Below are 21,010 nucleotides of genomic sequence, written 5' to 3' on the forward strand. Positions count from 1 at the left end.
AGGGCGGACGACCGGGTTCCGGGATTGCGTCATGCCGAAGGCGGTGCCGGATCGCGGTACGATTCCGTCTCCGGAGCGGGCCGAGGGCGCCCGATGACCGACCCGCTCCGCAGGGGCGTGCCGGCTCACCGGTCCGCTGCCGCCTGTCCGGCGCTGTTCCTGCCTGGGCCCGGCCTCAGTTGGCCCGCCGCGACAGCGAGATCGCGTAGGCCGGCGAGCGGATGGCGAACATCGGGTCGTCGGCCGGACCGGCGACGCCGCCGGGAAGGTCGACGACAGGGTCGAAGGTGGCCGCGTCGCAGGTGGCCGCCGGTTCGAGGGCGTCGATCGCCACCGTGCCGAGCGTCACGGCCTTCCGGTTCTCCTCCGGCCAGAGGACGGTGGGATCGTGGGTTGGATCGCCGGGCTCACCGAGGATCGCCACGAGGTCGAACCTGGCCGGCCCCTGCGACAGCCGCTCCTTCAGCTCGTCGGCGTAGAAGGCGTCGGGCTTGGCCTTGGCCTCGTCGTCCGTGAGGCCGAGCTGGCCCGCCGTCGCCACGGTCTTCAGCTTGGCCACCGTGGCCGTCCCCTTGGCGTCGGTGAGCGTGTAGGCGTGGACGCCCCAGTAATCGACGCCCGCGTAGCTCGCCGGCACCGGGCGCGCGTTGAGCCAGGCCGCCTGGCGGGTCGTCTCGGGGTTGGCCGCGCCGAACGCCTTGATCTTCTCGGCATCCGGCTTCCCGTCGGGTCCCGGCGCCCGCACGGTGGCGAAATCGAGCAGCTGCTGCGGAGTCTTCGTGCCGAAGACCGGGGCCGAGATGAACACGAACACCATGTCGCCGGTCGGGTGGGCGATCCGCATGGAGAAGCCGCGCGTCACCGGCTTGGCCTTGTCGGAGACCTTTGGGTTGCTGCCGCCCATGGAGAAGCGGGCCGTCACCGGCAGGGGCTTCTCGGGGGCATCCTTGAAGTGGGGCGCCTTGGACAGGCCCTGCGCCGCGGCCGAGGGCGTGAAGTGCCCCTTCGCGCAGACGCCCTTGGCGCCGCTTCCCCGCACGTTCGGCTGATTGCCGCCGGCCTTGAACAGGGCGTCCACGATGGCCTGCGTCTCGGGTTCGGCCTTCGCGGGCAACGCGAGGGCGAGGGCGGCGATACCGCCGAGGAGCAGCAGGTTCGGTCTCATCGTGGCACGGGCCTCGCGCAAGCGGATCGGTGTCGGGAGACGACGGGACCGGCACCCCGGGAGCGTTCCCGGGGGCCGGCCGGGTCGGGCCTAGTAGCTGCCGAACTTGTAGTTCAGGCCGGCGCGGGCGATGCTGCCCTCGGTGGAGATGCGGCTGTTGTAGCCGACACCGGGACCGCCGACGCTGGCGACGAGCAGATTGCGGCTGCCGAGATCGTAGCGCAGGTATTCGGCCTTGAGGGTGACGGCGCTCGACTTGAAGAAGTTGAAGAACGAGTCCGTGGGCAGGGCGTACTCGATGCCGCCGCCATAGGCGTAGCCGGTCTCGATGTTGGAGCGCGACCCCGCATAGGTCACGGGCACGCCCGTGGTGAAGGTGATGCGCTGGCTGACGTCGCCGTAGGCGAAGCCGCCGGTCCCGTAGACCAGGAACTTGTCGAAGGCGTAGCCGATCCGGCCGCGGACGGTGCCGAGGAACGACAGTTCGGTGCGGTAGGTATTGGTCAGCTGGTTCGGGTTGAAGACCGGGTTGAAGATGACCTGGGTCGTGGTGCGCTGGAGGTCGGTGTACTGCGCATCGGCCTCGAGGCCGACCACGATGCCGCTGCCCGGCGTGAACTGGTAGTTGTAGCCGACCTGGCCGCCGCCGGTGAAGCCTTCGGTCGCATTCCGCACCGAGGCCTGACGCAGGCCGTTGATGACGTTGTTCTGCAGCTGGGCGCCGCCGGGGGTGTTGATGCCCGTGGTGCGGATCGTGTCGTTCTCGCTGAAGACGTAGCCGGCATTGATACCGAAATAGGCGCCCGTCCAGGTGAAGACCGGGATGGGCGTGAAGACCGGCGGGGGCGCCTGGCGGCGAGGCAGATCGGCGGCAGCGGCGGCGCTGGTGAGGAGGGCCGCGGCACTGCCGGCGAGGAGCAGCGTCTTGAGCATCGGACAGGGCCTTCGGGTTCAGGACTTTCGGGATGAAGGGACGGTGGCCGCCCACCCCCGGGATGCCGATGTCCGACGGCTCTGCATAGATCTGAACGCAATGCGATTTCATATTCCGAAGCAGATCGCCCGTTTTCCGGCGCTGCAGTGATGCATCTGCAACAGAAATTTCAATGTATCGCCCAATTATAAACTTTACGTGATGACGGATTAAAGGCGAAATCTCGATTTTTATTGGACTATCGCGCGTCGCTTTGACTGCGAGTGCGGTCCACGCCTGCGTGGTTTCGAGTCTCCGGTGTTTCGGGTTTTGCGCGCGGGTCGCTCTGTCGGAGGGGCCGGGATCGCTTCGGGACGGCCGGCCTGCGCGACGGTCGCTGCCGTGCCCCTGCGCATCGCGCATGGCTCGACCGGGGCGGCCCGGTTTCACCCGACTGTGACCGGGTGGCTCAGAAACATTCCGCGACGCGGCCGATTGGGCGGGGGTGCCGCCACGTTCGGGGCGTGCCTTTCATCCTTGTAGCGACGAGATAGTGATGACACCTCAATTCTGGCTTTGGCTCGGCTTCGCCGGCATGGCGGCGGGTGCCGCGGCAATCCTGTTCCTCGGGAAGCGGCGGACGCCCGCGGAGGAGGCGGATGGCATCATCCACGGGATCGTGCCGATCATCGCGGCCTGCTCCTACTTCGCCATGGCGACGGGGCAGGGGAGTATCGCCCTGCCCGCCGGTCCCGACGCCGCCGAGGCCGCGCGGCAGTTCTACTTCGCCCGCTACATCGACTGGACCTTCACCACGCCCCTGCTGCTCGTCGGCCTCGCCCGCACGGCGATGCATTCGGGCATGCGGCGCCCCGCCGTCGTCTGGGGCCTCGTCGGCTCCGACCTGATCATGATCGTCACCGCCCTGGCCTTCGGCCTGTCGACGGTCGCCTGGGTCAAGTGGACCTGGTTCGCCGTCTCCTGCGGCGCGTTCCTGGCGGTGTTCTACGGGATCTTCGTGCAGCTGCGCGAGGAGAACGCCTCCGAACGGGCCGATATCCGCTCCGCCTTCCTGCGCAACGCCGTGTTCCTGTCGGCGGTCTGGTGCGCCTATCCGGTGGTGCTCCTTGTCGGCCAGGACGGGCTCGGCATCCTGTCGCCGGCCGTGGCGCTCGCCATCGTGGCGATCCTCGATCTGACCGCGAAGGTGGTCTACGGCGTGATGGCGACGCTGGAGACCACGCGGGCCGTCGACCGCGACCTCGCCGAAGGCAAGGTCGCGACGACGCCCCTGCGCCGGGCGGCCTGATCCGGATGGCGGCGCGCGCGTCCCGCCCGGTTCCCGGGACCCTCGTCCGGGCGGGACGTCGACGCGTCGGCCCGGCGGGCGCGCGCCTGCTGTCCCTGGCGGGCGTCGGCGTGGCGCTCGCCCTCGTCACCTCCGCGGCCCTGCCGCGCGAGGCGTCCTGGCTCGCGGCCCTCCTGGTGGTGATCGGGCTCGGCGTGCCGCACGGGGCCCTCGATGGCGCCGTGGCCGCGCCCCTGCTACGACCGCGCTTCGGGCGCGCCTGGTTCGGGATCTTCGCGGTTCCATATCTCGGCCTCGCCGGCCTGGTCCTGCTCGCCTGGCAGGTCGCCCCGACGGCGACCCTGGCGGGCTTCCTCGCCCTCTCGGTCCTGCATTTCGGCGAGGAGGATGCCGGCCCAGGCCGGCCCCTGGAGATCCTGGTGCGCGGCGGGCTCCCCGTGGCGCTGCCGGCCCTGCTGCGGCCCGAGGAGACCGCCGGGCTGTTCGCGGCCGTGACGCGGGTGCCGATGCCGGAACTCCCCGGCTGGTGGCTGGCCGCGGCTTGGCTCTGGCTCGCCGTCGCCGTGTCCTGGCTGCTCGCGCGCCGGCGCCCGGGCGCCCTCTGGATCGAGCTGGCCGCCCTGGCCGCGGCCTTCTGGCTGCTGCCGCCGCTCACCGCCTTCACCCTGTACTTCGTCGGCCTGCACGGCCCCCGGCACATGCGCGCCCTGGTGCGCGACCCCACCCGGGCGCCCGGCATCGATACGATGGGCAAGGCCGTCCGCGCCTCGCTGCCGGTGTTCGGCCTGACGCTCCTGCTCGGCGCGGCCCTGTGGCCCCTCTACGCCGCCGGCGCGGACGATTCCGCCGCCACCCTGCTGTGCCTGACCCTGCGGATGCTCTCGGCCCTGACCGTGCCGCACGTCCTCCTCGACCGGATCGCGGCCCGGTCGCCCGCGGTTCAGGCGGCCGACGGTGTCACCGGCTCGGCGACGAACTCGGCGACGAACTTGGCATAGCCCTTGGCCCGCAGGTCGCAGGCGGGGCAGGCGCCGCAGCCGTGGCCCCAGGGATGGCGGTCGCCGCGGGTGCCGAGGTAGCAGGTGTGGCTGTCCTCGACGACGAGGTCGACGAGGGCGCGTCCGCCGAGGTCCCGGGCCAGGGCCCAGGTCTCGGCCTTGTCGATCCACATCAGCGGCGTGTGCAGCACGAAGCGCCGGTCCATGCCGAGGTTCAGCGCCACCTGCAGCGCCTTGATGGTGTCGTCCCGGCAATCCGGGTAGCCGGAATAGTCGGTCTCGCACATGCCGCCGACGATGTGCGTCAGCGAGCGGCGATAGGCCAAAGCCGCCGCGAAGGTGAGGAACAGGAGGTTGCGCCCCGGCACGAAGGTGTTGGGCAGGCCGTCCGCCTCGAAGGCGATGGCGGTGTCGCGGGTCAGCGCCGTGTCGGAGACCTGGCCGAGCGCGTCGAGGGCCAGCGTGTGGTCCTCGCCGAGCCGCGCCGCCCAGGCGGGCTTCAGGGCCGCGAGGCCCCGGCGCAGGGTGTCCCGGCAGTCGAGCTCGATGCGGTGGCGCTGGCCATAGTCGAAGCCCAGGGTCTCGACCCGGTCGAAGCGCTCCAGGGCCCAGGCGAGGCAGGTTGTGGAATCCTGTCCCCCCGAGAACAGGACCAGGGCGCCGCCGCCGCTCATCGCACGGTCCTTCATCGTAAGGCCTCGCCCTCGTACTCGCCCTCGTATTCCGCCCAGGACATCGGCGTCTCGTAGACCTTCACCGAGGACAGGGCCGGCAGCGCCGCCTTGGTCCGCGCCCAGATCCAGGCCGCGATGTGCTCGGCGGTGGGGTTCTCCAGTCCCTCGATCTCGTTGAGGCAGTAATGGTCGAGGCGGGCCAGCACCGGCGCGAAGGCGTGCTCGACGTCGAAGAAATCCACCACCCAGCCTGTGGCCGGGTCGACGGCGCCCGAGAGGGTGAGCTCGACCCGGTAGGAATGCCCGTGCATGCGGTGGCAGCGATGGGTCTCAGGCACGTTCGGCAGGCGGTGGGCCGCTTCGAAGGTGAAGGCTTGGGTGATCTTCATCGAGCAATCTTCATGGTGCGATCGGGCGGAATCCTCAGGGAATCCCGATGATCTTGTGCGTCTGGAGGGAGAGGCGCCAGCGCGCGTCGCGCCGGCAATAGGCCACCGCCTCGGCCGTGTGGGCGAGCCGGTCCGGCCCGTCCATGGGCTGGAGCCAGTGGTGGCGGAAATCGAGATCCGCGAAGGACTCCGGGGCGGCCTCGGCCTGCGGGAACACGAGCTTCAATTCGTGCCCGCTGCGCTGGATTAGGGGATTGCCGGCCTTCGGGCTGACGCAGATCCAGTCGATCCCGGCCGGGGCCGCCAGGGTGCCGTTGGTCTCCACCGCGATCTCGAAGCCGGCCGCGTGGACGGCCGCGATCAGGGCCTCGTCGAGCTGGAGCAGCGGCTCGCCGCCGGTGAAGACGACGTAGCGGTGGCGCGGTCCGCCCATCCAGGTTTTCGCGATGGCGTCGGCCAGGTCCTGCGCCGTGGCGAAGCGCCCGCCGCCCTCGCCGTCCATCCCGACGAAGTCGGTGTCGCAGAACCGGCAGGCGGCGCTGGCCCGGTCCTCCTCGCGGCCGGACCAGAGATTGCAGCCGGCAAAGCGGCAGAACACCGCCGCGCGGCCCGCCTGCGCGCCCTCGCCCTGCAGGGTGTGGAACAGTTCCTTGACCGCGTAACCCATCACGTCCTCGGCACCCGCCCCGGCGAACCCGCCGGGCCCAAGCGCACCCCATTCCCTGAAAACAGCCTTCGGCCGCGCGAAGCGCCTGCCGCGCACATAAGCGGTCCCCGGCGCGGGCACCACGGGCCGTGGGCGGTCCCCACCCATGCGGAGGGGGCCGGTATACCATGATTCCGCTGGTCTCTCGCATCTGCGAGACCGTCTGCCATGCTCCTGCCACGGAACGCGGCTTTGTGGAGACCGTGTCACGATCCGGCGAGACGCGCTTGCCGTCGCTCCCGGAGGGGTGGCATGCCAGCTTGGCCGTTGACCGGCTTCCCGCCAGGGCCGATCATCGATCGGGCCGGGGCGTTCCTTCTTGAGACAGGCCTGATGTCGAACGGATTGTTGAGGCGCCTCGTCGTCGGTCTCGCGGTGGCGGCGAGCCTGCTCGGTGCGGGTTCCGCGAACGCCACCACCGCACCGATCCTCGTGGTCGATGTCGATTCCGGCAAGGTGATCTACGGGCAGGCGGCCACGGATCCGTGGTTCCCCGCCTCCATCACCAAGCTGATGACCACCTACGTCGCCCTGGACCTCGTCCGCCAGGGCAAGCTCTCCCTCGACACGCTGATCACCATCTCGCCGGCCGCCGCCGCCGAGCCGCCCTCGAAGATGGGCTTCCGCCCGGGCACCAAGCTCACCCTCGACAACGCCCTGAAGATCATCATGGTCAAGTCGGCCAACGACGTGGCCTGGGCGATCGGCGAGAATCTCGGCGGCTCCGTCGAGGGCTTCGCCCAGATGATGAACGAGACCGCCCAGCGCATCGGCATGCACGAGAGCCGCTGGACCAACCCCAACGGCCTGCCCGATGCCCGCCAGTGGACCTCGGCCCGCGACATGGCCGTGCTCGGCCGCGCCCTGATCCGCGACTTTCCCGAGAGCCGCGGGCTGTTCTCGATCAGCGCGATCCAGTTCGGCCGCTCGGTGATGGCCAACCACAACGGCCTGCTCGGCCGCTATGCCGGCGCCGACGGCATGAAGACCGGCTTCATCTGCTCGGGCGGCTTCAACGTCGTGGCCACCGCGACGCGGAACGGGCGCCGCATCCTCACCGTCGTCATGGGCCAGCCGAGCGCCCGCGAGCGCGACCTCAAGGCCTCCGACCTGTTCGATTACGGCTTCAGCCAGTCCCCCGGCTGGGGCGCGCAGACCCTCGACGCCCTGCCGGCCTCGGGCCTCTCCGAGCCGCCGGACATGCGGCCCTACATCTGCGACCGGAAGAAGCCGATGCCGGTGGACGAGGGCCAGGGCGCCATCACCGCCAGCGCCGGGGCCGCCGGCGCCAGCGCCGACAACGCCAACGCGCAGCTGATGGCCGCCGCCGCTCCGCCCTCCGCGGCCCTGGCCTTCGCCACCATGAACAGTGCCGCCCTGCGCAACCGGGCCCTGCCGCCCCGCGCCCCGCTGCAGCCGATCCTGGTCTGGATCGGGCGCGATCCGGCCGAGGGCGCCATCGCCCTGAACGAGCAGGAGGAGGCCGAGAAGGCGGAGAAGGCCGCCAAGATCGCCGAGGCCCGCAAGGCGAAGCTCGAGGCGGTCGCGGCCAAGCGCGAGGCCGCCCGACAGGCCAAGGCATCCCCTGCCGCGAAGGCCGCCGCCAAGCCCGAGCCGAAGAAGGCCCTCGCCCGGGGCAAGGCCGGCGTTCCGGCCAGCGCCAGCGCCTACGCCCCCGCCGAATCGACGCCCGTAATGGAGGGCGCGCCGAAGCTGAAGGTCGGCGCCGTCAAGAAGCCGGCGGCGAAGGCGGCCCCCAAGGCCGGGGCCAAGGCCGAGCACAAGCCCGAGCACAAGCCGGCCGGGGCCGCCGCGAAGGCGAAGGCCACCAAGTCGGCCAGCAAGGCGCAGGCGGACGAGTAGGACGGTTTCCGGACCGTCCCCTTCATTCGGCACACCGTCATTCCGGGGCCGCGCAGCGGAGCCCGGAATCCAGACACGCCGAGGATGCAGGACGATCCACCGTTAGCGGCTCTGGATTCCGGGCTCGCCTTCGGCGCCCCGGAATGACGGTGTGCGTTACACCGGGCGCTCCGCGAGGCGGCCCTGCTCAGCCCGACGCACCGCCACACCGACGCCAACCGACACGGGTGCCGTCTGTAACATTATAACACCGGCGAGGATTGAGCCGGACCGCCGGGAGGGCTAGGTCAGGGGCATGACCGACCTGTCCAAGCCCGATCCCCGCGCGCCCGAGCCGATCCCGCTCACCGTCCTCACCGGCTTCCTCGGGGCCGGCAAGACGACGCTGCTGAACCGGATGCTGCGCGATCCGGCCCTGGCCGACACCGTGGTCATCGTCAACGAGTTCGGCGAGATCGGCCTCGACCACCTGCTGATCGAGCGGATCGACGAGGACATGGTCCTGCTCGGGGCCGGGTGCCTGTGCTGCACCGTGCGGGGCGACCTCATCGCCACCCTCGAAGACCTGCTGCGCAAGCGCGACAACGGCCGCATCCAGCCCTTCCGCCGGGTGGTGATCGAGACCACGGGCCTGGCCGACCCCGCCCCGATCCTGCACGCGCTGATCTACCATCCCTACCTCGTCATCCGGTACCGCCTGCAGGGCGTCGTCACCGTGGTCGACGCGGTCAACGGCGCCGCGACCCTCGACGCCCATGCCGAGGCCGTGCGCCAGGTGGCGGTGGCCGACCAGATCGTCGTCACGAAGCGGGATCTGGCGAAGGATGACGGCCGCGCCCTGGCGACGCGCCTGCGGGCCCTGAACCCGACGGCGCCCCTGCGCGAGGCCGCCGTGGCGCCCGCCGACCTGCTCGGCGGCCTGTTCGGCCTCGACGGCAAGAGCGACGACGTGCGCGCCTGGCTCGGCGAAGAGGCCGCCCGCGAGACCCATCACGGGCACGACCACGCGGCACACGACCACGCGGGGCACCACCACCAAGGCCATCACCACCAAGGCCATCACCATCACGACGTGAACCGCCACGACGCCACGATCCGGGCCTTCAGCCTGACGAGCGACGTGCCCGTGCCCCGGCCCGCCTTCGAGATGTTCCTCGATCTCCTGCGCTCGGCCCACGGTCCGAACCTGCTGCGCCTGAAGGGGCTCGTGGCCCTGGCCGACGCCCCCGACCGGCCGCTGGTGGTACACGGGGTGCAGCACGTCATCCACGCGCCGGTGCATCTCGAGGCCTGGCCCGATGCCGACCATCGCTCGCGCCTGGTCCTGATCCTGCGCGACCTCGACCCGGCCTTCGTCACCCGCCTGTGGGACGCCTTCCTCGGACGGCCCCGGATCGATGCCCCCGACGCGGCGGCGCTGACCCACAATCCCCTCGCCATCCCGGGCGGCTAGGACCCGCCCCGTCCGGAAACGGGCGGCACCGATCTTGAAATCTTAACGCCGACTGGCGCCTCAGGGCGCTCCATTGTCCCGGATTGGGACATCGGCGGGATCGGATCGGGACATGAGACAGCGCTTCACGGTGATCGAGGGCGGCGCGGCGACCCGGGGTCCGGTGGCGGAAGGGCCGGGGGCCGATGCTGCGCGGGTCGATGCGACCCCGCAGGGAGACGTGAGCCCTGCGCCGATCGGAGCCTCCGTGTCCTGGCGGGTCGACCTGCGCCGGGCGGCGGCGGTGAGCGAGGGGGAGATCGCGGCGTGGCGTGCGCTGCTGGTACGCGCCCGGGTCGCCGATCCGGTCCGCTCCGATCCCGACTACCTGCTGTCGGCGGCCCAGCATCAGGCGGGCGGACGCGACCTCGTCTTCGCCCTCGCCTGGGCGATTGGGCGGGGGCCCGACCAGCTCGCCGCCGTCCTGCCCCTGGCGATGCCGCACACCCTCTGGGGCCAGGAGCGGATCGGCCTCTGGCAGCCGCACGGCATCACGCTGGCCCCGGCCATCGCGCCGGCGTGCTTCGCGCCCGTCCACGCCGCCGTGGCGGATCGCCTGCACGCCCTTCGTCCCCGCTCCGTGCTGGTGCTCGAGACGACCGCCGCGCCGGCGCCGGAGACCGCCGTCGCGCCGCTCCGGTCCGTCCCGCGGCGCGCCGCGATCCCGGCCCACAGCCTCGTCGGCGTGCGGGCGAACCCGGCGCCGACGCAGGTCGAGCGGATCAGCGAGCCGGCTCGCGTCCGTGATGCTGTGGAGGAGTTCCTGCTCCTCGATGCCGAGGTCTCGTCCGCCCCGATCATCGGCGATCCGTCGGAGGCGGCCCTGGTGCGGGTGGTGACGCGGCTGTTCGCGCAGCGCCGGCAGGCCACCGTGACGCTGACCCGGCGAGCCGATGCCATCGTCGCGGCGACGATCACGCTCGGCCACGGCGCGCAGGCCGTCCTCTGGCGACAGGTCGCGGGCGAGGGGGTGCCGGAGCGCTACGGCCGCCGCGCCTGAGCGGGGCGACCCGCGCGCGCCCGGCCTACTCGTCCTCGCCGAACTTGTTGGCGAGGAGGTCGGTGATCGCCGTCATGCAGGCCTCGGCGTCGCCGCCCGAGGTCACCACCGCGATCGAGGTCCCCTGCGCGGCGCCGAGGGTGAGGAGGCCCATGATCGAGCGGCCCCCGACGGTCTCGCCCGAGCGGGTCACCGTGACGGCGGCATCGAAGCGCTCGACGGTCTGGACGAACTTGGCCGAGGCCCGGGCGTGCAGGCCGCGCCGGTTGATGATCGGAAGAACCTGGATCAGTCCGCCCTCGGGCACCGGCGGCAGGCTGTCCTCGGCGTCGTCGTCGTAGCTCATGGGCGTCGGCCGTCCCCTCGCTGGCGCGCCGTGCCGCGTTCCGCGGCCCCGGCGGGCCCACCGCTCATGCCGGGGGCCCGAGACTGCCTGTAAGCCGTGGCGGCAAGGGAAGAAAGCCTATTTGCCGGCCAGCACGCGCGACGCGACATTGATGTACTTGCGGCCGGCCTCCTGGGCATGGAGGACGGCGTCGCCGAGGGGCTCGGCATCGCGCACGCTGGCGAGCTTGATCAGCATGGGCAGGTTGATGCCCGCCACCACCTCGACCTGACCGCCGTTCATGCACGAGAGGGCGAGGTTCGAGGGCGTGCCGCCGAACATGTCCGTGAGCACGACGACGCCCTTGCCGGTGTTCACGCGGCTGACCGCCGTCATGATGTCGAGCCGGCGCAGCTCCATATCGTCCTCGGGACCGATGGTGATGGTCTCGATCTGCTTCTGAGGCCCGACGACGTGTTCAAGGGCAGCCTTGAACTCGGTCGCCAATAGCCCGTGGGTGACGAGCACCATTCCAATCATCGACGCGGGTTCCAACGCCTTGTGAGCGGAGCCGCCATTTTGTGCAGCGCAAGGTCGAGCGCAAGGTGAATGCGGCATTTTGTGTGCTCGAACGTCATCATCATGCCACGCTGGTGGCACCGGCGCTACGGTCTCGGGAGCGGCGGCAGACGCAAGACCGGAGGGTGCGTCCCGCTTGCCACGCCGGCGCAGGCGGCCAGGGCGTCGAGCACGAGGCGCGGTGCGAGGCCGGAGCGCAGCAGGGCCGCGTCGAGGCGCAGGACCGGCAGGTCGAGGCCGAGGAGCGGCGTGCGGCTCAGGGGACTCTCGGGCAGGCGCGGGGCATCGGCGACGCAATCGACCACCAGGCGCACCGGCACGCGGGGCAGGCTTTCGGCGACCGGGAGCAGGCCGAGGCCTCGCACCTCGATCCGGTCGCCGAGGGTGGGGTCGGCATGGGCGAGCACGGTGTCGCCCGCGCGGGTCAGTCGGACCCGATCGTCGGCCACGAGGCTCGCCGGCCACTGCATCAGGGCGGCCCGGTCGAGGAGGAGGAGCGCGAGGGTCGACTTGCCGGCACCCGATGCCCCGCGGATGAGCAGGCCCGCCTCGCCGAGGGCGATGCAGGTGGCGTGCACCGAATCGGTCCGGCTCGACGGATCGCTCATCGCGCGGCCGGCGCCCGGCTCAGCGGGTGGCGGCCGGCAGGCGCACGATGAAGCGGGCGCCGCGGACGGTGGGCTCGCCGTCCTCGTCGGCCGGGCCGGGCCGGTTCTCGGCCCGGATCGTGCCGCGATGGGCCTGGACGATCTGGCGGGAAATCGAGAGGCCGAGGCCGGAATTCTGGCCGAAGCCCTGCTCCGGGCGGTCGGTGTAGAAGCGCTCGAAGATCCGCTCCAGGGCGTGCTCTGGGATGCCGGGGCCCTCGTCCTCGACGATGAGCTCGACGTCGTTGCGCACCCGCCGCAGGGCGACCCGGACCTTGGCGTCGGGGGGCGAGAACGAGCGGGCGTTGTCGAGGAGGTTGTTGACCACCTGGCCGAGGCGGCTGTCGTGCCCGAAGATCGTGAACGGCGCGTCCATCTCGCCGGCGGGCGTGTCCACGTCGAACTGGATCGGCGCGTCCTTGGCGCGCCGGCGCTCGTTGGCCACCGAGACCACGGTGGTCATCAGCTTGCGCATGTCGACCCGGCGGGCCTCGGCGCGGGCGAGCTCGGCATCGAGGCGCGAGGCGTCGGAGATGTCCGAGATCAGCCGGTCGAGGCGCTTCACGTCGTGCTGGATGATGGCGAGCAGGCGCCCGCGCGAATCGTCGGATTTGGCCAGCGGCAGGGTCTCGACGGCGCTGCGGAGCGAGGTCAGGGGGTTCTTCAGCTCGTGGCTGACATCGGCCGCGAAGCTCTCGATGGCGTCGATCCGGCGGTAGAGCGCCTGGGTCATGTCGCGCAGCGCCCCCGAGAGGTGGCCGATCTCGTCGGTGCGCCCGGTGAAGTCGGGGATCTCCTCGCGGGACTTGATGCCCAGCCGCACCTTCTCGGCCGCGTCCGCGAGGCGCCGCACCGGCCCCGCTATGGCGCCCGCGAGCAGGATTGAGAGGACGAGCATCACCGCCGCGGCGATGAGGAAGACCTGCAGCAGGCCGAAGCGCTCTGAAGCGATGACGCGGTCGATGTCGCCCCCTTGCGTCGACAGCATCAGGGCGCCGCGCACGGAGTTGGCCCGCTGGATCGGCACCGCCACGGAGACGATGGTCTCGCCGGCCGGGTTGCGGCGGACGATGGTGCCCCGGGCGCCGGCGAGCGCCACCTGCACCTCCTTGAGGCTGTGACCGCTGGCCGGGCCGACATCCTCGGTGACGCCGGGGGCCGCGCCGTCGCCGCCGAGCTTCGCCCCGAACTTGGTCTGCACGGTCTCCCAGGCCTTCTCCAGCCACGTGCGCTTGCGCGGCCGGACGTCCGGGTCGCTGCGGTTCATCTCCCCCCGCGCCGAGAGGGTGCGGGTGTCGAACAGGAGGCCGCCCTCCTGGTCGTAGACCCGGGCGCGGTTGCCGGTGGGGGTGATGAGCCGGCGCAGGAGCGGGGCCACGCGCTCCGGGTTCAGCGAGAAGGTGAGGGGGGAGGAGGGCTCCTCGGCCTCGCCGGCCTGGAGCTGGAGCAGCTTGTCCGGGTCGATGCGGATCGCGTCGGTCTCGACCGAGGCCGAGGAGGCGATGGCGCCGGCGATGATCTCGCCCTGGATCAGCAGGCTCTGCACCCGGGCCTGGATCAGCCCCTGGCGGAACTGGTTCAGGTAGAGGAAGCCGAACAGGAGCGCGATGAGCCCGACGAGGTTGAGCACGACGATGCGTCGGGTCAGGCTCGACGAGGCGCGCTGACCGATCCCGTTCCAGATCTGGCGCGGCCAGCCCAGCATGCCGCGCGACGGGAGTTCGGCTTGGTCTGTGGTGGCCACGAGCGTCCGGTGGTGAGGGAACTGCGGTGCGGGCGGGAATGGAGACCCGGGCCGGGTCTCAGCTCTCCTTGAAGCGGTAGCCGACGCCGTAGAGCGTCTCGATCATGTCGAAGCTCGTGTCGGTCACCTTGAACTTCTTGCGCAGGCGCTTGATGTGGCTGTCGATCGTCCGGTCGTCGACGTAGACCTGGTCGTCGTAGGCCGCATCCATCAGGGCGTTGCGGCTCTTCACGACGCCCGGGCGATGGGCCAGGGCCTGCAGGATCAGGAACTCCGTCACCGTCAGGGTCACGGGCTCGCCCTTCCAGGTGCAGGTGTGGCGCTCGGGGTCCATCATCAGCAGGCCGCGCTCCAGGGAGCGGGCGGCGGCATCGGCCTCGCGGGCGGCGGCGCCGGGGCCGTCCTTGGGGGCGAAGCGCCGGAGCACGGCCTTCACGCGCTCGACCAGGAGGCGCTGCGAGAACGGCTTATGGATGAAGTCGTCGGCGCCCATCTTGAGGCCGAACAACTCGTCGATCTCCTCGTCCTTCGAAGTCAGGAAGATCACGGGAAGGTCGGATTTCTGCCGCAGACGCCTGAGAAGCTCCATCCCGTCCATGCGCGGCATCTTGATGTCGAAGATCGCGAGGTCCGGCGGGGAATGCTTCAGGCCGTCCAGCGCCGAGGCGCCGTCGGTGTAGGTCTGGATGCGGTAGCCCTCGGTCTCGAGGGCGATCGAGACGGAGGTGAGGATGTTTCGGTCGTCGTCCACGAGGGCGATGGTCGGCATGCGCGTGTCCTGTTGCTCGGATGCGGCTCGGCGGACGTCTGATGGCGCCAGCCCCTCCGCATCCCACCCCATCCTCCGTCGCGGACAGAGGGCAGAGATCGGCAAAAACGCGGTGGCGACCGTGCCGGGGAGGCGGGCCGCGTTCGCGCGGAGAGTCAGGCTGTGTAATGGCAATGTGCTGAAAAAGCGAGCGACCTCGGTCGTTTGTTCGTTTGGCGCTTGACTGATGCCAACGGGCCGCAGTCCGGTGCCCTCGTGCGGAGCCCCGAACCCTGGCTATGATCCCCCGGCTGAACGCGGCCTGAGCGCCGGTCCGCGGGCACCGAATCGAGGGGATCTTCATGGCCGCAGGCGAAATCAGCAGGGCCGAGGGCGAGACCGGGCCCGAGGGCGCGCGGCGCGGGCCGGCGGTGCCGCTGCCGGCCGCCGAGGCGCCGTTCGACGCGATCGGCCTCGCCCGCCATCTCCTGCGCAGCATCCGCTCCGGCGCCCTGGCGACCCTCGACCCGGAGGACGGCACGCCCTTCGCCTCCCTGGTGACCATCGCCACGGATGTCGACGGCACGCCCCTGATGCTGCTCTCGCGGCTCTCGGCCCATACCCGCAACCTGCTGAAGGATCCGCGGGCCTCGCTGCTGTTCAGCGCCGGCGGCAAGGGCGATCCGCTCGCCCATCCGCGCCTGACCGTGACGGGACGGGTGACCCAGACCCAGGACCCGCGGGCGCGCGCCCGCTTCGTCGCCCGGCATCCGAAATCGAAGCTCTACGCCGACTTCCCGGATTTCGGCTTCTTCGCCCTCGAACCCACGGCCGGGCACCTCAATGGCGGCTTCGCCAAGGCCGCCGTGCTGACCGCCGACGAGCTGCGCCTCGACCTCACCGGCGCCGAGGGGCTGGTGGCAGGGGAGGCCGGCGCCGTCGAGCACATGAATGCCGACCACGCCGACGCCCTCGCGCTCTACGCGGTGGCGGCCGGGGCCGAGCCGGGCCCCTGGCGGCTCACCGGCCTCGACCCGGAGGGGATGGACCTTCTCACCGGCGACCGGACCGCGCGGGTGCTCTACCCGGAGCCGGTGCGGGAGATGGGCGCCCTGCGCAAGGTGCTGGTGACGATGGCGGCGCAGGCGCGGAAGGGAGATGCCGACAAGGACGCCGCGAAGGCGGACTGAGTCCGCCCGCGGATCCCTGGCGGCACGAATCCCACCTCAGCCGGCCGGGCGCGGCAGGGTGATCCGCACCCGCAGGCCGCCGCCGGCGCGGGTCTCCAGGCCGATGCGCCCGCCCTCGGCCTCGATCACCCGGCGGGCGATGGTCAGGCCGAGGCCGGTCCCGCCGGTGTTGCGGTTGCGGGAGGTTTCCAGGCGGGTGAACGGCGCGAAGGCCCGCTCGACCGCGTCGGGCGGCAGGCCGGGGCCGTCGTCGTCGATCCACAACGCCAGGGTCGCGTCCGTGATCGCCAGGCCGATCCGGGCGCGCTCCCCGTACCGGACCGCGTTGTCCACCACGTTGTCCAGGGCGCGCCGGAGCGCCACCGGCCGGATGGCGGCGAGCGCCCGGCCGGGTCCCTCGTACACGACCGCCCGTCCGGCATCCTGCCCGGCATCGGCGATGCTCATCAGCAGGCTGGCCACGTTGGTCACCCGCCGGACCTCGGGGTCGGCGTCGCCGCGCAGGTAGGCCAGGGTCGAGTCGATCATCGCCTGCATGTCGTCGAGGTCGGACGCCATCGCGCGGCGCTGCCCGTCGTCGGCGACCCCGTCGAGGCGCAGGCGCAGGCGCGCGATCGGTGTGCGCAGGTCGTGGGACACGGCGGCGAGCGCCTGGGTCCGCTCGGTGACGAGGTCGCGGATGCGCCCCTGCATGCCGTTGAGGGCGCGGGCGATCGCGCGGGTCTCGTCGGGGCCGACCTCGGGCACCGGGACCACCCGGCCCTGGCCGGCGGCGTCGCCGATCAGCCCGGTGATGCGGCCGAGGGTTCGCAGCGGCCGGGCGATCCTGTGGGTCAGGACCACGGCGGCGAGGCCGACCAGGATCGCCATCGCGGTCGCCAGCATGGCCCAGGGATTGGGAAGCGCCATGCCCGAGGCATGGGCGGAGTGGAAGGTCAGCGCGCTGCCGTCCGGGAGCACCAGCGTCCCGTGCAGATCGAGGCGGTGGAGCGGATCCGTATCGCCCACCATCGCCAGGGAGAGGCCGGTGCCGAGGCCGGGGTCGAGGGCGGTCAGGCGCCGGTGGAGGGGCGCCAGGGCCGGGTCGGTCCCGGGCTGGGACGGGGTGGGCGACCGCGTCCAGGCGAGTTCGAAATGCGGGTTGGACAGGGCCTCGGCCTCGGCGTTCCGCTCCGCCGGCGGGCGCCGCATCACCGCCTCGCGGGCCAGGGCGAGCTGCGTCGCCACCTGGGCGGCGAAGGCCTCGGCCGCGGCGGCCGCTGCCGACTGGCGATAGAGCAGCAGGGCCCCGCCATGCACCGCCAGGATGGCGGCGAGGAGGACGAGGAGCGTCCGGGCCTCGAGGCTGCGCGCCAGAGCGAACAGGCGCCTCACCGGCGCTCGACCTTCGCGGCCAGCATGTAGCCCGAGCCCCGCACCGTCTTGATCACCGGCGGCTCGCCCTCGGGCGGGTCGAGCTTGCGCCGGAGGCGGCTGACCAGGGTGTCGACGCTGCGGTCGGACGGCGATCCGAGGCGGGCGCGGGACAGTTCGAGGATCTGCTCGCGGCCGAGGACCCGCCCGGGATGGTCGAGGAACACCAGCAGGAGATCGTATTCCGCGCCCGAGAGATCGACCCCGGCGCCGCCCGGGTCGAGCAGGGCGCGGCTGCGCAGGTCGAGGCGCCAGCCCGCGAAGGCGAGGGTCTCGCCGCCGAGGGCGGCCGCCGGCGCCAGGACGGAGCGGCGCAGCACCGCCCGGATGCGGGCGAGCAGCTCCGGGCGCCCGAACGGCTTGGCGAGGTAGTCGTCGGCCCCGAGTTCCAGGCCGAGCACCCGGTCCGCCTCCTCGCCGCGCGCGCTGAGGATGATGACCGGCACGGTGGAGCGGGCGCGCAGGGCGCGCAGCAGGTCGAGCCCGGACGCGCCGGGCAGCATGACGTCGAGGAGGATCAGGTCGACCCCGCCCTCCGGCAGGAGCCGCCACATCTCGGCGCCGCTCCGGCATCCGGTGACCCGGTAGCCGCTGTCGCGCAGGGCCCGGGTCACCAGGATGCGCAGGCCGTCGTCGTCTTCCACCAGGAGGACGTGGCCCAGATCCGGCATCGGCCGGGGGCCTTCCCGCGACGTCCCTTCCCGCGACGTCCCTTCCCGCGACGTCCCTTCCCGCGAAGTCATGGCTCTGGCTCGAGGTCCCGACGGCGCCCGGGACCGCGAATCGGCAGGCGCCCGGAATCAGCCGCAAATCCCGGGCCGCCGCAAGCCCGCGCCAGGGCCGGCCGCGCGACCGGGGCCGGCGCGCGCTTGCCGCGCAGGGCGTGCGCTTGGCGCAGGGGGCCGGCGCTGCTATCTGCGGGCAACCTGTCTTCCATTCCAAGAAACCGTGCGCCGGGTCCGTCCCTTTGACGGCGGGCCGCGCGCGCCGGAGATCGCATCCTCGATGACAACGACCCCCATCGACAACATCCGCAACTTCTCCATCGTCGCGCATATCGACCACGGCAAGTCGACCCTCGCCGATCGCCTGATCCAGACCACCGGCACGGTGGCCCTGCGCGACATGAGCGAGCAGATGCTCGACTCGATGGACATCGAGAAGGAGCGCGGCATCACCATCAAGGCGCAGACGGTGCGGCTCGAATACAAGGCCGAGGACGGCAAGGACTACGTCCTCAACCTGATGGACACGCCCGGCCACGTCGACTTCGCCTACGAGGTCTCCCGCAGCCTCGCCGCCTGCGAGGGCTCGCTGCTGGTGGTGGACGCCTCGCAGGGCGTCGAGGCGCAGACGCTCGCCAACGTCTACCAGGCGCTGGATGCCAACCACGAGATCGTACCCGTCCTCAACAAGATCGACCTGCCGGCGGCCGAGCCCGAGCGCATCCGCGCCCAGATCGAGGAGGTCATCGGCATCGACGCCTCCGAGGCGGTGGCGATCTCGGCCAAGAGCGGCCTCAACATCGAGGCGGTGCTGGAGGCCATCGTGACGCGCCTGCCGCCGCCCAAGGGCGACCGCGACGCGCCCCTGAAGGCCCTCCTGGTCGACAGCTGGTACGACGTCTATCTCGGCGTCGTCGTGCTGGTGCGCATCGTCGACGGCGTCCTGAAGAAGGGCATGAACATCCGCATGATGCGGGCCGATGCCGTGCACGGCGTCGACAAGATCGGCGTATTCCGCCCGAAGATGGCCGATATCGGCGAGCTCGGCCCGGGCGAGGTCGGCTTCTTCACCGGCTCGATCAAGGAGGTGGCCGACACCCGCGTCGGCGACACGCTCACCGAGGACAAGCGCCCCTGCAAGGAGATGCTGCCGGGCTTCAAGGACGTGCAGTCGGTGGTGTTCTGCGGCCTGTTCCCGGTCGATGCCGCCGAGTTCGAGACCCTGCGCAGCGCCATGAGCAAGCTCCGGCTCAACGACGCCTCGTTCTCGTATGAAATGGAGACCTCCGCCGCGCTGGGCTTCGGCTTCCGCTGCGGCTTCCTCGGGCTGCTCCACCTCGAGATCATCCAGGAGCGCCTGGAGCGCGAGTTCAACCTCGACCTGATCTCCACGGCGCCCTCCGTGGTCTACCGCCTGCAGATGACCGACGGCACGATCAAGGAGCTGCACAACCCGGCCGACATGCCGGACGTGATGAAGATCACCGCCATCGAGGAGCCGTGGATCCGCGCCACCATCCTCACCCCCGACGAGTATCTCGGCGGCGTGCTCAAGCTCTGCCAGGACCGGCGCGGGACCCAGGTCGACCTCAACTACGTCGGCAAGCGCGCCATGGTGGTCTACGACCTGCCGCTCAACGAGGTGGTGTTCGACTTCTACGACCGCCTGAAGTCGATCTCGAAGGGGTACGCCTCGTTCGACTACCACATCTCCGACTACCGCGAGGGCGACCTCGTGAAGATGTCGATCCTCGTGAACGCCGAGCCGGTGGACGCGCTCTCGATGCTGGTCCACCGCACCCGCGCCGAGCATCGCGGCCGGGCCATGTGCGAGAAGCTGAAGGACCTGATCCCGCGCCACCTGTTCCAGATCCCGGTCCAGGCGGCGCTCGGCGGCAAGATCATCGCCCGCGAGACCATCAAGGCCCTGTCCAAGGACGTGACCGCCAAGTGCTACGGCGGCGACATCTCGCGCAAGCGCAAGCTCCTCGACAAGCAGAAGGAGGGCAAGAAGAAGATGCGCCAGTTCGGCAAGGTCGAGATCCCGCAGGAGGCGTTCATCGCCGCCCTGAAGATGGACGATTGAGCCGGGGCGCCCGACCGTGGACCCCCACTTGGACCCGACCGCGCCCATTCCGCTGACCGTCCTGATCCGGACGCTGAACGAGGCGGACCGCATCGAGGCGGCGATCCGCTCCGCGCTGCCGCTCCGGTGCGAGATCCTCGTCATCGACGCGGGCTCGACGGACGCCACCGTGGCCATCGCCGAATCCCTCGGGGCGCGGGTGGTGGTGAATCCCTGGAAGGGCTTCGGGCCGCAGCGGCGCTTCGGCGAGGACCTCTGCCGCCACGACCACGTCTTCAGCGTCGATGCCGACGAGATCCTGACGCCGGAGATCGTCCGCGAGATCCGGGGGGTCTTTCAGCGGCCCGATATTCCGCCCCTGATGATCGTCCGCAAGGCGATGGTGCTGCCCCACCACGCCCGGCCCTCGCCCTGGGCCTTCTGCACCGAGAACGTCTACCTCTACGACCGGCGCGTGGCCCGGACCACCGACAACCCGAACTGGGACAAGCTCGCGATCACCACGGACGCCAAGCCGGTGACGCTCCGCGCGGTGGTCTGGCACCACACCTTTCGCGACTGGAACCATGCCATCGCCAAGTCGAACTATGTCGGGCAGCTCGCCGCCGACACGCAGCCGATCGGCTCGCGCTTCGAGACCGGGCTGCGGCTGGTGTTCGAGTACCCGCTCAACTTCCTGAAGTTCTACATCCTGCGGCGCTTCTTCCTCGCCGGCCTCGACGGCTTCGTGATGGCGAGCGTGCTCGCCTATGGCCGCTTCATCCGGATCGCCAAGATGCACGAGGCGACCCGCGGCCAGCCCTCGACGGGGCTGCCGTTCCTGCGCCGGTCCAAGCGCGCCGCCCCCGACACCCAGGCCGGATCCGGCTGAGGCGTCCCCACATCTGTCTGGCCACATCCGCCCGGTCATATCCGCGACGCAATCGCCCGGCTCCTGTTCGCGGTTGACGTCCGCCCCGGGCGCCCGGCTTGCCAGCCGGAGCGGGGACCGGCACTGTCAGCTTGGCCATAGGGGCCGCGCGAGGTCGATCGGTCGGCCCGCCG

20 protein-coding genes are annotated in these 21,010 nt (G+C 71.2%); 8 read left to right on the top strand and 12 right to left on the bottom strand.

Annotated elements, in window-relative coordinates; translation table 11 throughout:
- Positions 1-175: 175 nt before the first annotated feature.
- Together AC1MGR_RS05050 and AC1MGR_RS05055 are read right to left on the bottom strand one after the other, a co-directional pair.
- The gene (locus AC1MGR_RS05050; RefSeq protein ID WP_480233863.1) at positions 176-1,165 is read right to left on the bottom strand and encodes a catalase family peroxidase; all 990 of its coding nucleotides are present in this window, start codon (positions 1,163-1,165) and stop codon (positions 176-178) included.
- 90 nt (positions 1,166-1,255) lie between these two features.
- Positions 1,256-2,098 (bottom strand): porin family protein, encoded by an 843-nt coding sequence (locus AC1MGR_RS05055; protein ID WP_108038386.1) that lies wholly within the window; start codon positions 2,096-2,098, stop codon positions 1,256-1,258.
- 536 nt (positions 2,099-2,634) lie between these two features.
- Here AC1MGR_RS05055 and AC1MGR_RS05060 point away from each other — a divergent pair.
- The gene (locus AC1MGR_RS05060; protein ID WP_480233864.1) at positions 2,635-3,387 is read left to right on the top strand and encodes a bacteriorhodopsin; all 753 of its coding nucleotides are present in this window, start codon (positions 2,635-2,637) and stop codon (positions 3,385-3,387) included.
- Positions 3,388-3,392: 5 nt separating this feature from the next.
- The gene (locus tag AC1MGR_RS05065; RefSeq protein ID WP_480233865.1) at positions 3,393-4,385 is read left to right on the top strand and encodes a Brp/Blh family beta-carotene 15,15'-dioxygenase; all 993 of its coding nucleotides are present in this window, start codon (positions 3,393-3,395) and stop codon (positions 4,383-4,385) included.
- Here AC1MGR_RS05065 and queC read toward each other — a convergent pair.
- The 3 genes from queC to queE are packed head-to-tail and all read right to left on the bottom strand — an operon-like array spanning position 4,328 to position 6,115.
- Positions 4,328-5,074, bottom strand: a complete 747-nt coding sequence (queC, locus tag AC1MGR_RS05070; protein WP_480233866.1) for a 7-cyano-7-deazaguanine synthase QueC — start codon at positions 5,072-5,074, stop codon at positions 4,328-4,330. The genes AC1MGR_RS05065 and queC overlap by 58 nt on opposite strands.
- Positions 5,071-5,448, bottom strand: coding sequence for a 6-carboxytetrahydropterin synthase QueD (gene queD, locus AC1MGR_RS05075; protein ID WP_480233867.1), 378 nt, complete (start codon positions 5,446-5,448; stop codon positions 5,071-5,073). The genes queC and queD overlap by 4 nt, the downstream gene beginning before the upstream one ends.
- Positions 5,449-5,482: 34 nt before the next feature.
- Positions 5,483-6,115, bottom strand: coding sequence for a 7-carboxy-7-deazaguanine synthase (gene queE, locus AC1MGR_RS05080; protein WP_480233868.1), 633 nt, complete (start codon positions 6,113-6,115; stop codon positions 5,483-5,485).
- Between the two features lie 372 nt (positions 6,116-6,487).
- Between queE and AC1MGR_RS05085 the strand changes: the two genes are divergently transcribed.
- The 3 genes from AC1MGR_RS05085 (at position 6,488) to AC1MGR_RS05095 (ending at position 10,509) form a co-directional block, all read left to right on the top strand.
- Positions 6,488-8,017 carry a D-alanyl-D-alanine carboxypeptidase family protein gene (locus tag AC1MGR_RS05085; protein ID WP_108038396.1) on the top strand — a complete coding sequence of 510 codons (1,530 nt, stop codon included), beginning with the start codon at positions 6,488-6,490 and terminating at the stop codon, positions 8,015-8,017.
- A gap of 295 nt (positions 8,018-8,312) precedes the next feature.
- Positions 8,313-9,470, top strand: coding sequence for a CobW family GTP-binding protein (locus AC1MGR_RS05090; RefSeq protein ID WP_480233869.1), 1,158 nt, complete (start codon positions 8,313-8,315; stop codon positions 9,468-9,470).
- A 112-nt stretch (positions 9,471-9,582) separates the two neighbouring features.
- The gene (locus tag AC1MGR_RS05095) at positions 9,583-10,509 is read left to right on the top strand and encodes a GNAT family N-acetyltransferase (RefSeq protein ID WP_480233870.1); all 927 of its coding nucleotides are present in this window, start codon (positions 9,583-9,585) and stop codon (positions 10,507-10,509) included.
- Between the two features lie 25 nt (positions 10,510-10,534).
- On the opposite strand, the gene AC1MGR_RS05100 is transcribed toward AC1MGR_RS05095, so the two are convergent.
- The 5 genes from AC1MGR_RS05100 to AC1MGR_RS05120 all read right to left on the bottom strand — a co-directional run bounded on the left by AC1MGR_RS05100 (position 10,535) and on the right by AC1MGR_RS05120 (position 14,573).
- The gene (locus AC1MGR_RS05100) at positions 10,535-10,855 is read right to left on the bottom strand and encodes an HPr family phosphocarrier protein (protein WP_108038400.1); all 321 of its coding nucleotides are present in this window, start codon (positions 10,853-10,855) and stop codon (positions 10,535-10,537) included.
- Between the two features lie 117 nt (positions 10,856-10,972).
- A complete protein-coding gene (locus tag AC1MGR_RS05105) occupies positions 10,973-11,374 on the bottom strand; it encodes a PTS sugar transporter subunit IIA (RefSeq protein WP_108038401.1) in 402 nt (133 codons plus the stop codon).
- Between the two features lie 125 nt (positions 11,375-11,499).
- Positions 11,500-12,021, bottom strand: coding sequence for an HPr kinase/phosphorylase (locus AC1MGR_RS05110; RefSeq protein WP_480233871.1), 522 nt, complete (start codon positions 12,019-12,021; stop codon positions 11,500-11,502).
- A 19-nt stretch (positions 12,022-12,040) separates the two neighbouring features.
- Positions 12,041-13,765, bottom strand: coding sequence for a stimulus-sensing domain-containing protein (locus AC1MGR_RS05115; RefSeq protein ID WP_480234724.1), 1,725 nt, complete (start codon positions 13,763-13,765; stop codon positions 12,041-12,043).
- A gap of 97 nt (positions 13,766-13,862) precedes the next feature.
- On the bottom strand, positions 13,863-14,573 hold the full coding sequence (locus AC1MGR_RS05120) for a response regulator transcription factor (RefSeq protein WP_055947774.1): 711 nt from the start codon (positions 14,571-14,573) through the stop codon (positions 13,863-13,865).
- A 341-nt stretch (positions 14,574-14,914) separates the two neighbouring features.
- On the opposite strand from AC1MGR_RS05120, the gene AC1MGR_RS05125 reads away from it, so the two are divergent.
- Positions 14,915-15,742 carry a HugZ family pyridoxamine 5'-phosphate oxidase gene (locus AC1MGR_RS05125; RefSeq protein ID WP_480233872.1) on the top strand — a complete coding sequence of 276 codons (828 nt, stop codon included), beginning with the start codon at positions 14,915-14,917 and terminating at the stop codon, positions 15,740-15,742.
- 36 nt (positions 15,743-15,778) lie between these two features.
- Here AC1MGR_RS05125 and AC1MGR_RS05130 read toward each other — a convergent pair whose 3' ends face one another.
- Positions 15,779-17,116, bottom strand: coding sequence for an ATP-binding protein (locus AC1MGR_RS05130; protein WP_480233873.1), 1,338 nt, complete (start codon positions 17,114-17,116; stop codon positions 15,779-15,781).
- Entirely contained in the window at positions 17,113-17,826 is a 714-nt protein-coding gene (locus tag AC1MGR_RS05135; RefSeq protein WP_480233874.1) for a response regulator transcription factor, read from the bottom strand. Before AC1MGR_RS05135 ends, AC1MGR_RS05130 begins: the two co-directional genes overlap by 4 nt.
- A 334-nt stretch (positions 17,827-18,160) precedes the next feature.
- Between AC1MGR_RS05135 and lepA the strand changes: the two genes are divergently transcribed.
- Positions 18,161-19,966, top strand: a complete 1,806-nt coding sequence (lepA, locus tag AC1MGR_RS05140; protein WP_055948858.1) for a translation elongation factor 4 — start codon at positions 18,161-18,163, stop codon at positions 19,964-19,966.
- 28 nt (positions 19,967-19,994) lie between these two features.
- Positions 19,995-20,837, top strand: a complete 843-nt coding sequence (locus AC1MGR_RS05145) for a glycosyltransferase family 2 protein (protein ID WP_480233875.1) — start codon at positions 19,995-19,997, stop codon at positions 20,835-20,837.
- Positions 20,838-21,010 lie beyond the last annotated feature (173 nt).

It is taken from the genome of Methylobacterium sp. BI1, from assembly GCF_056680125.1.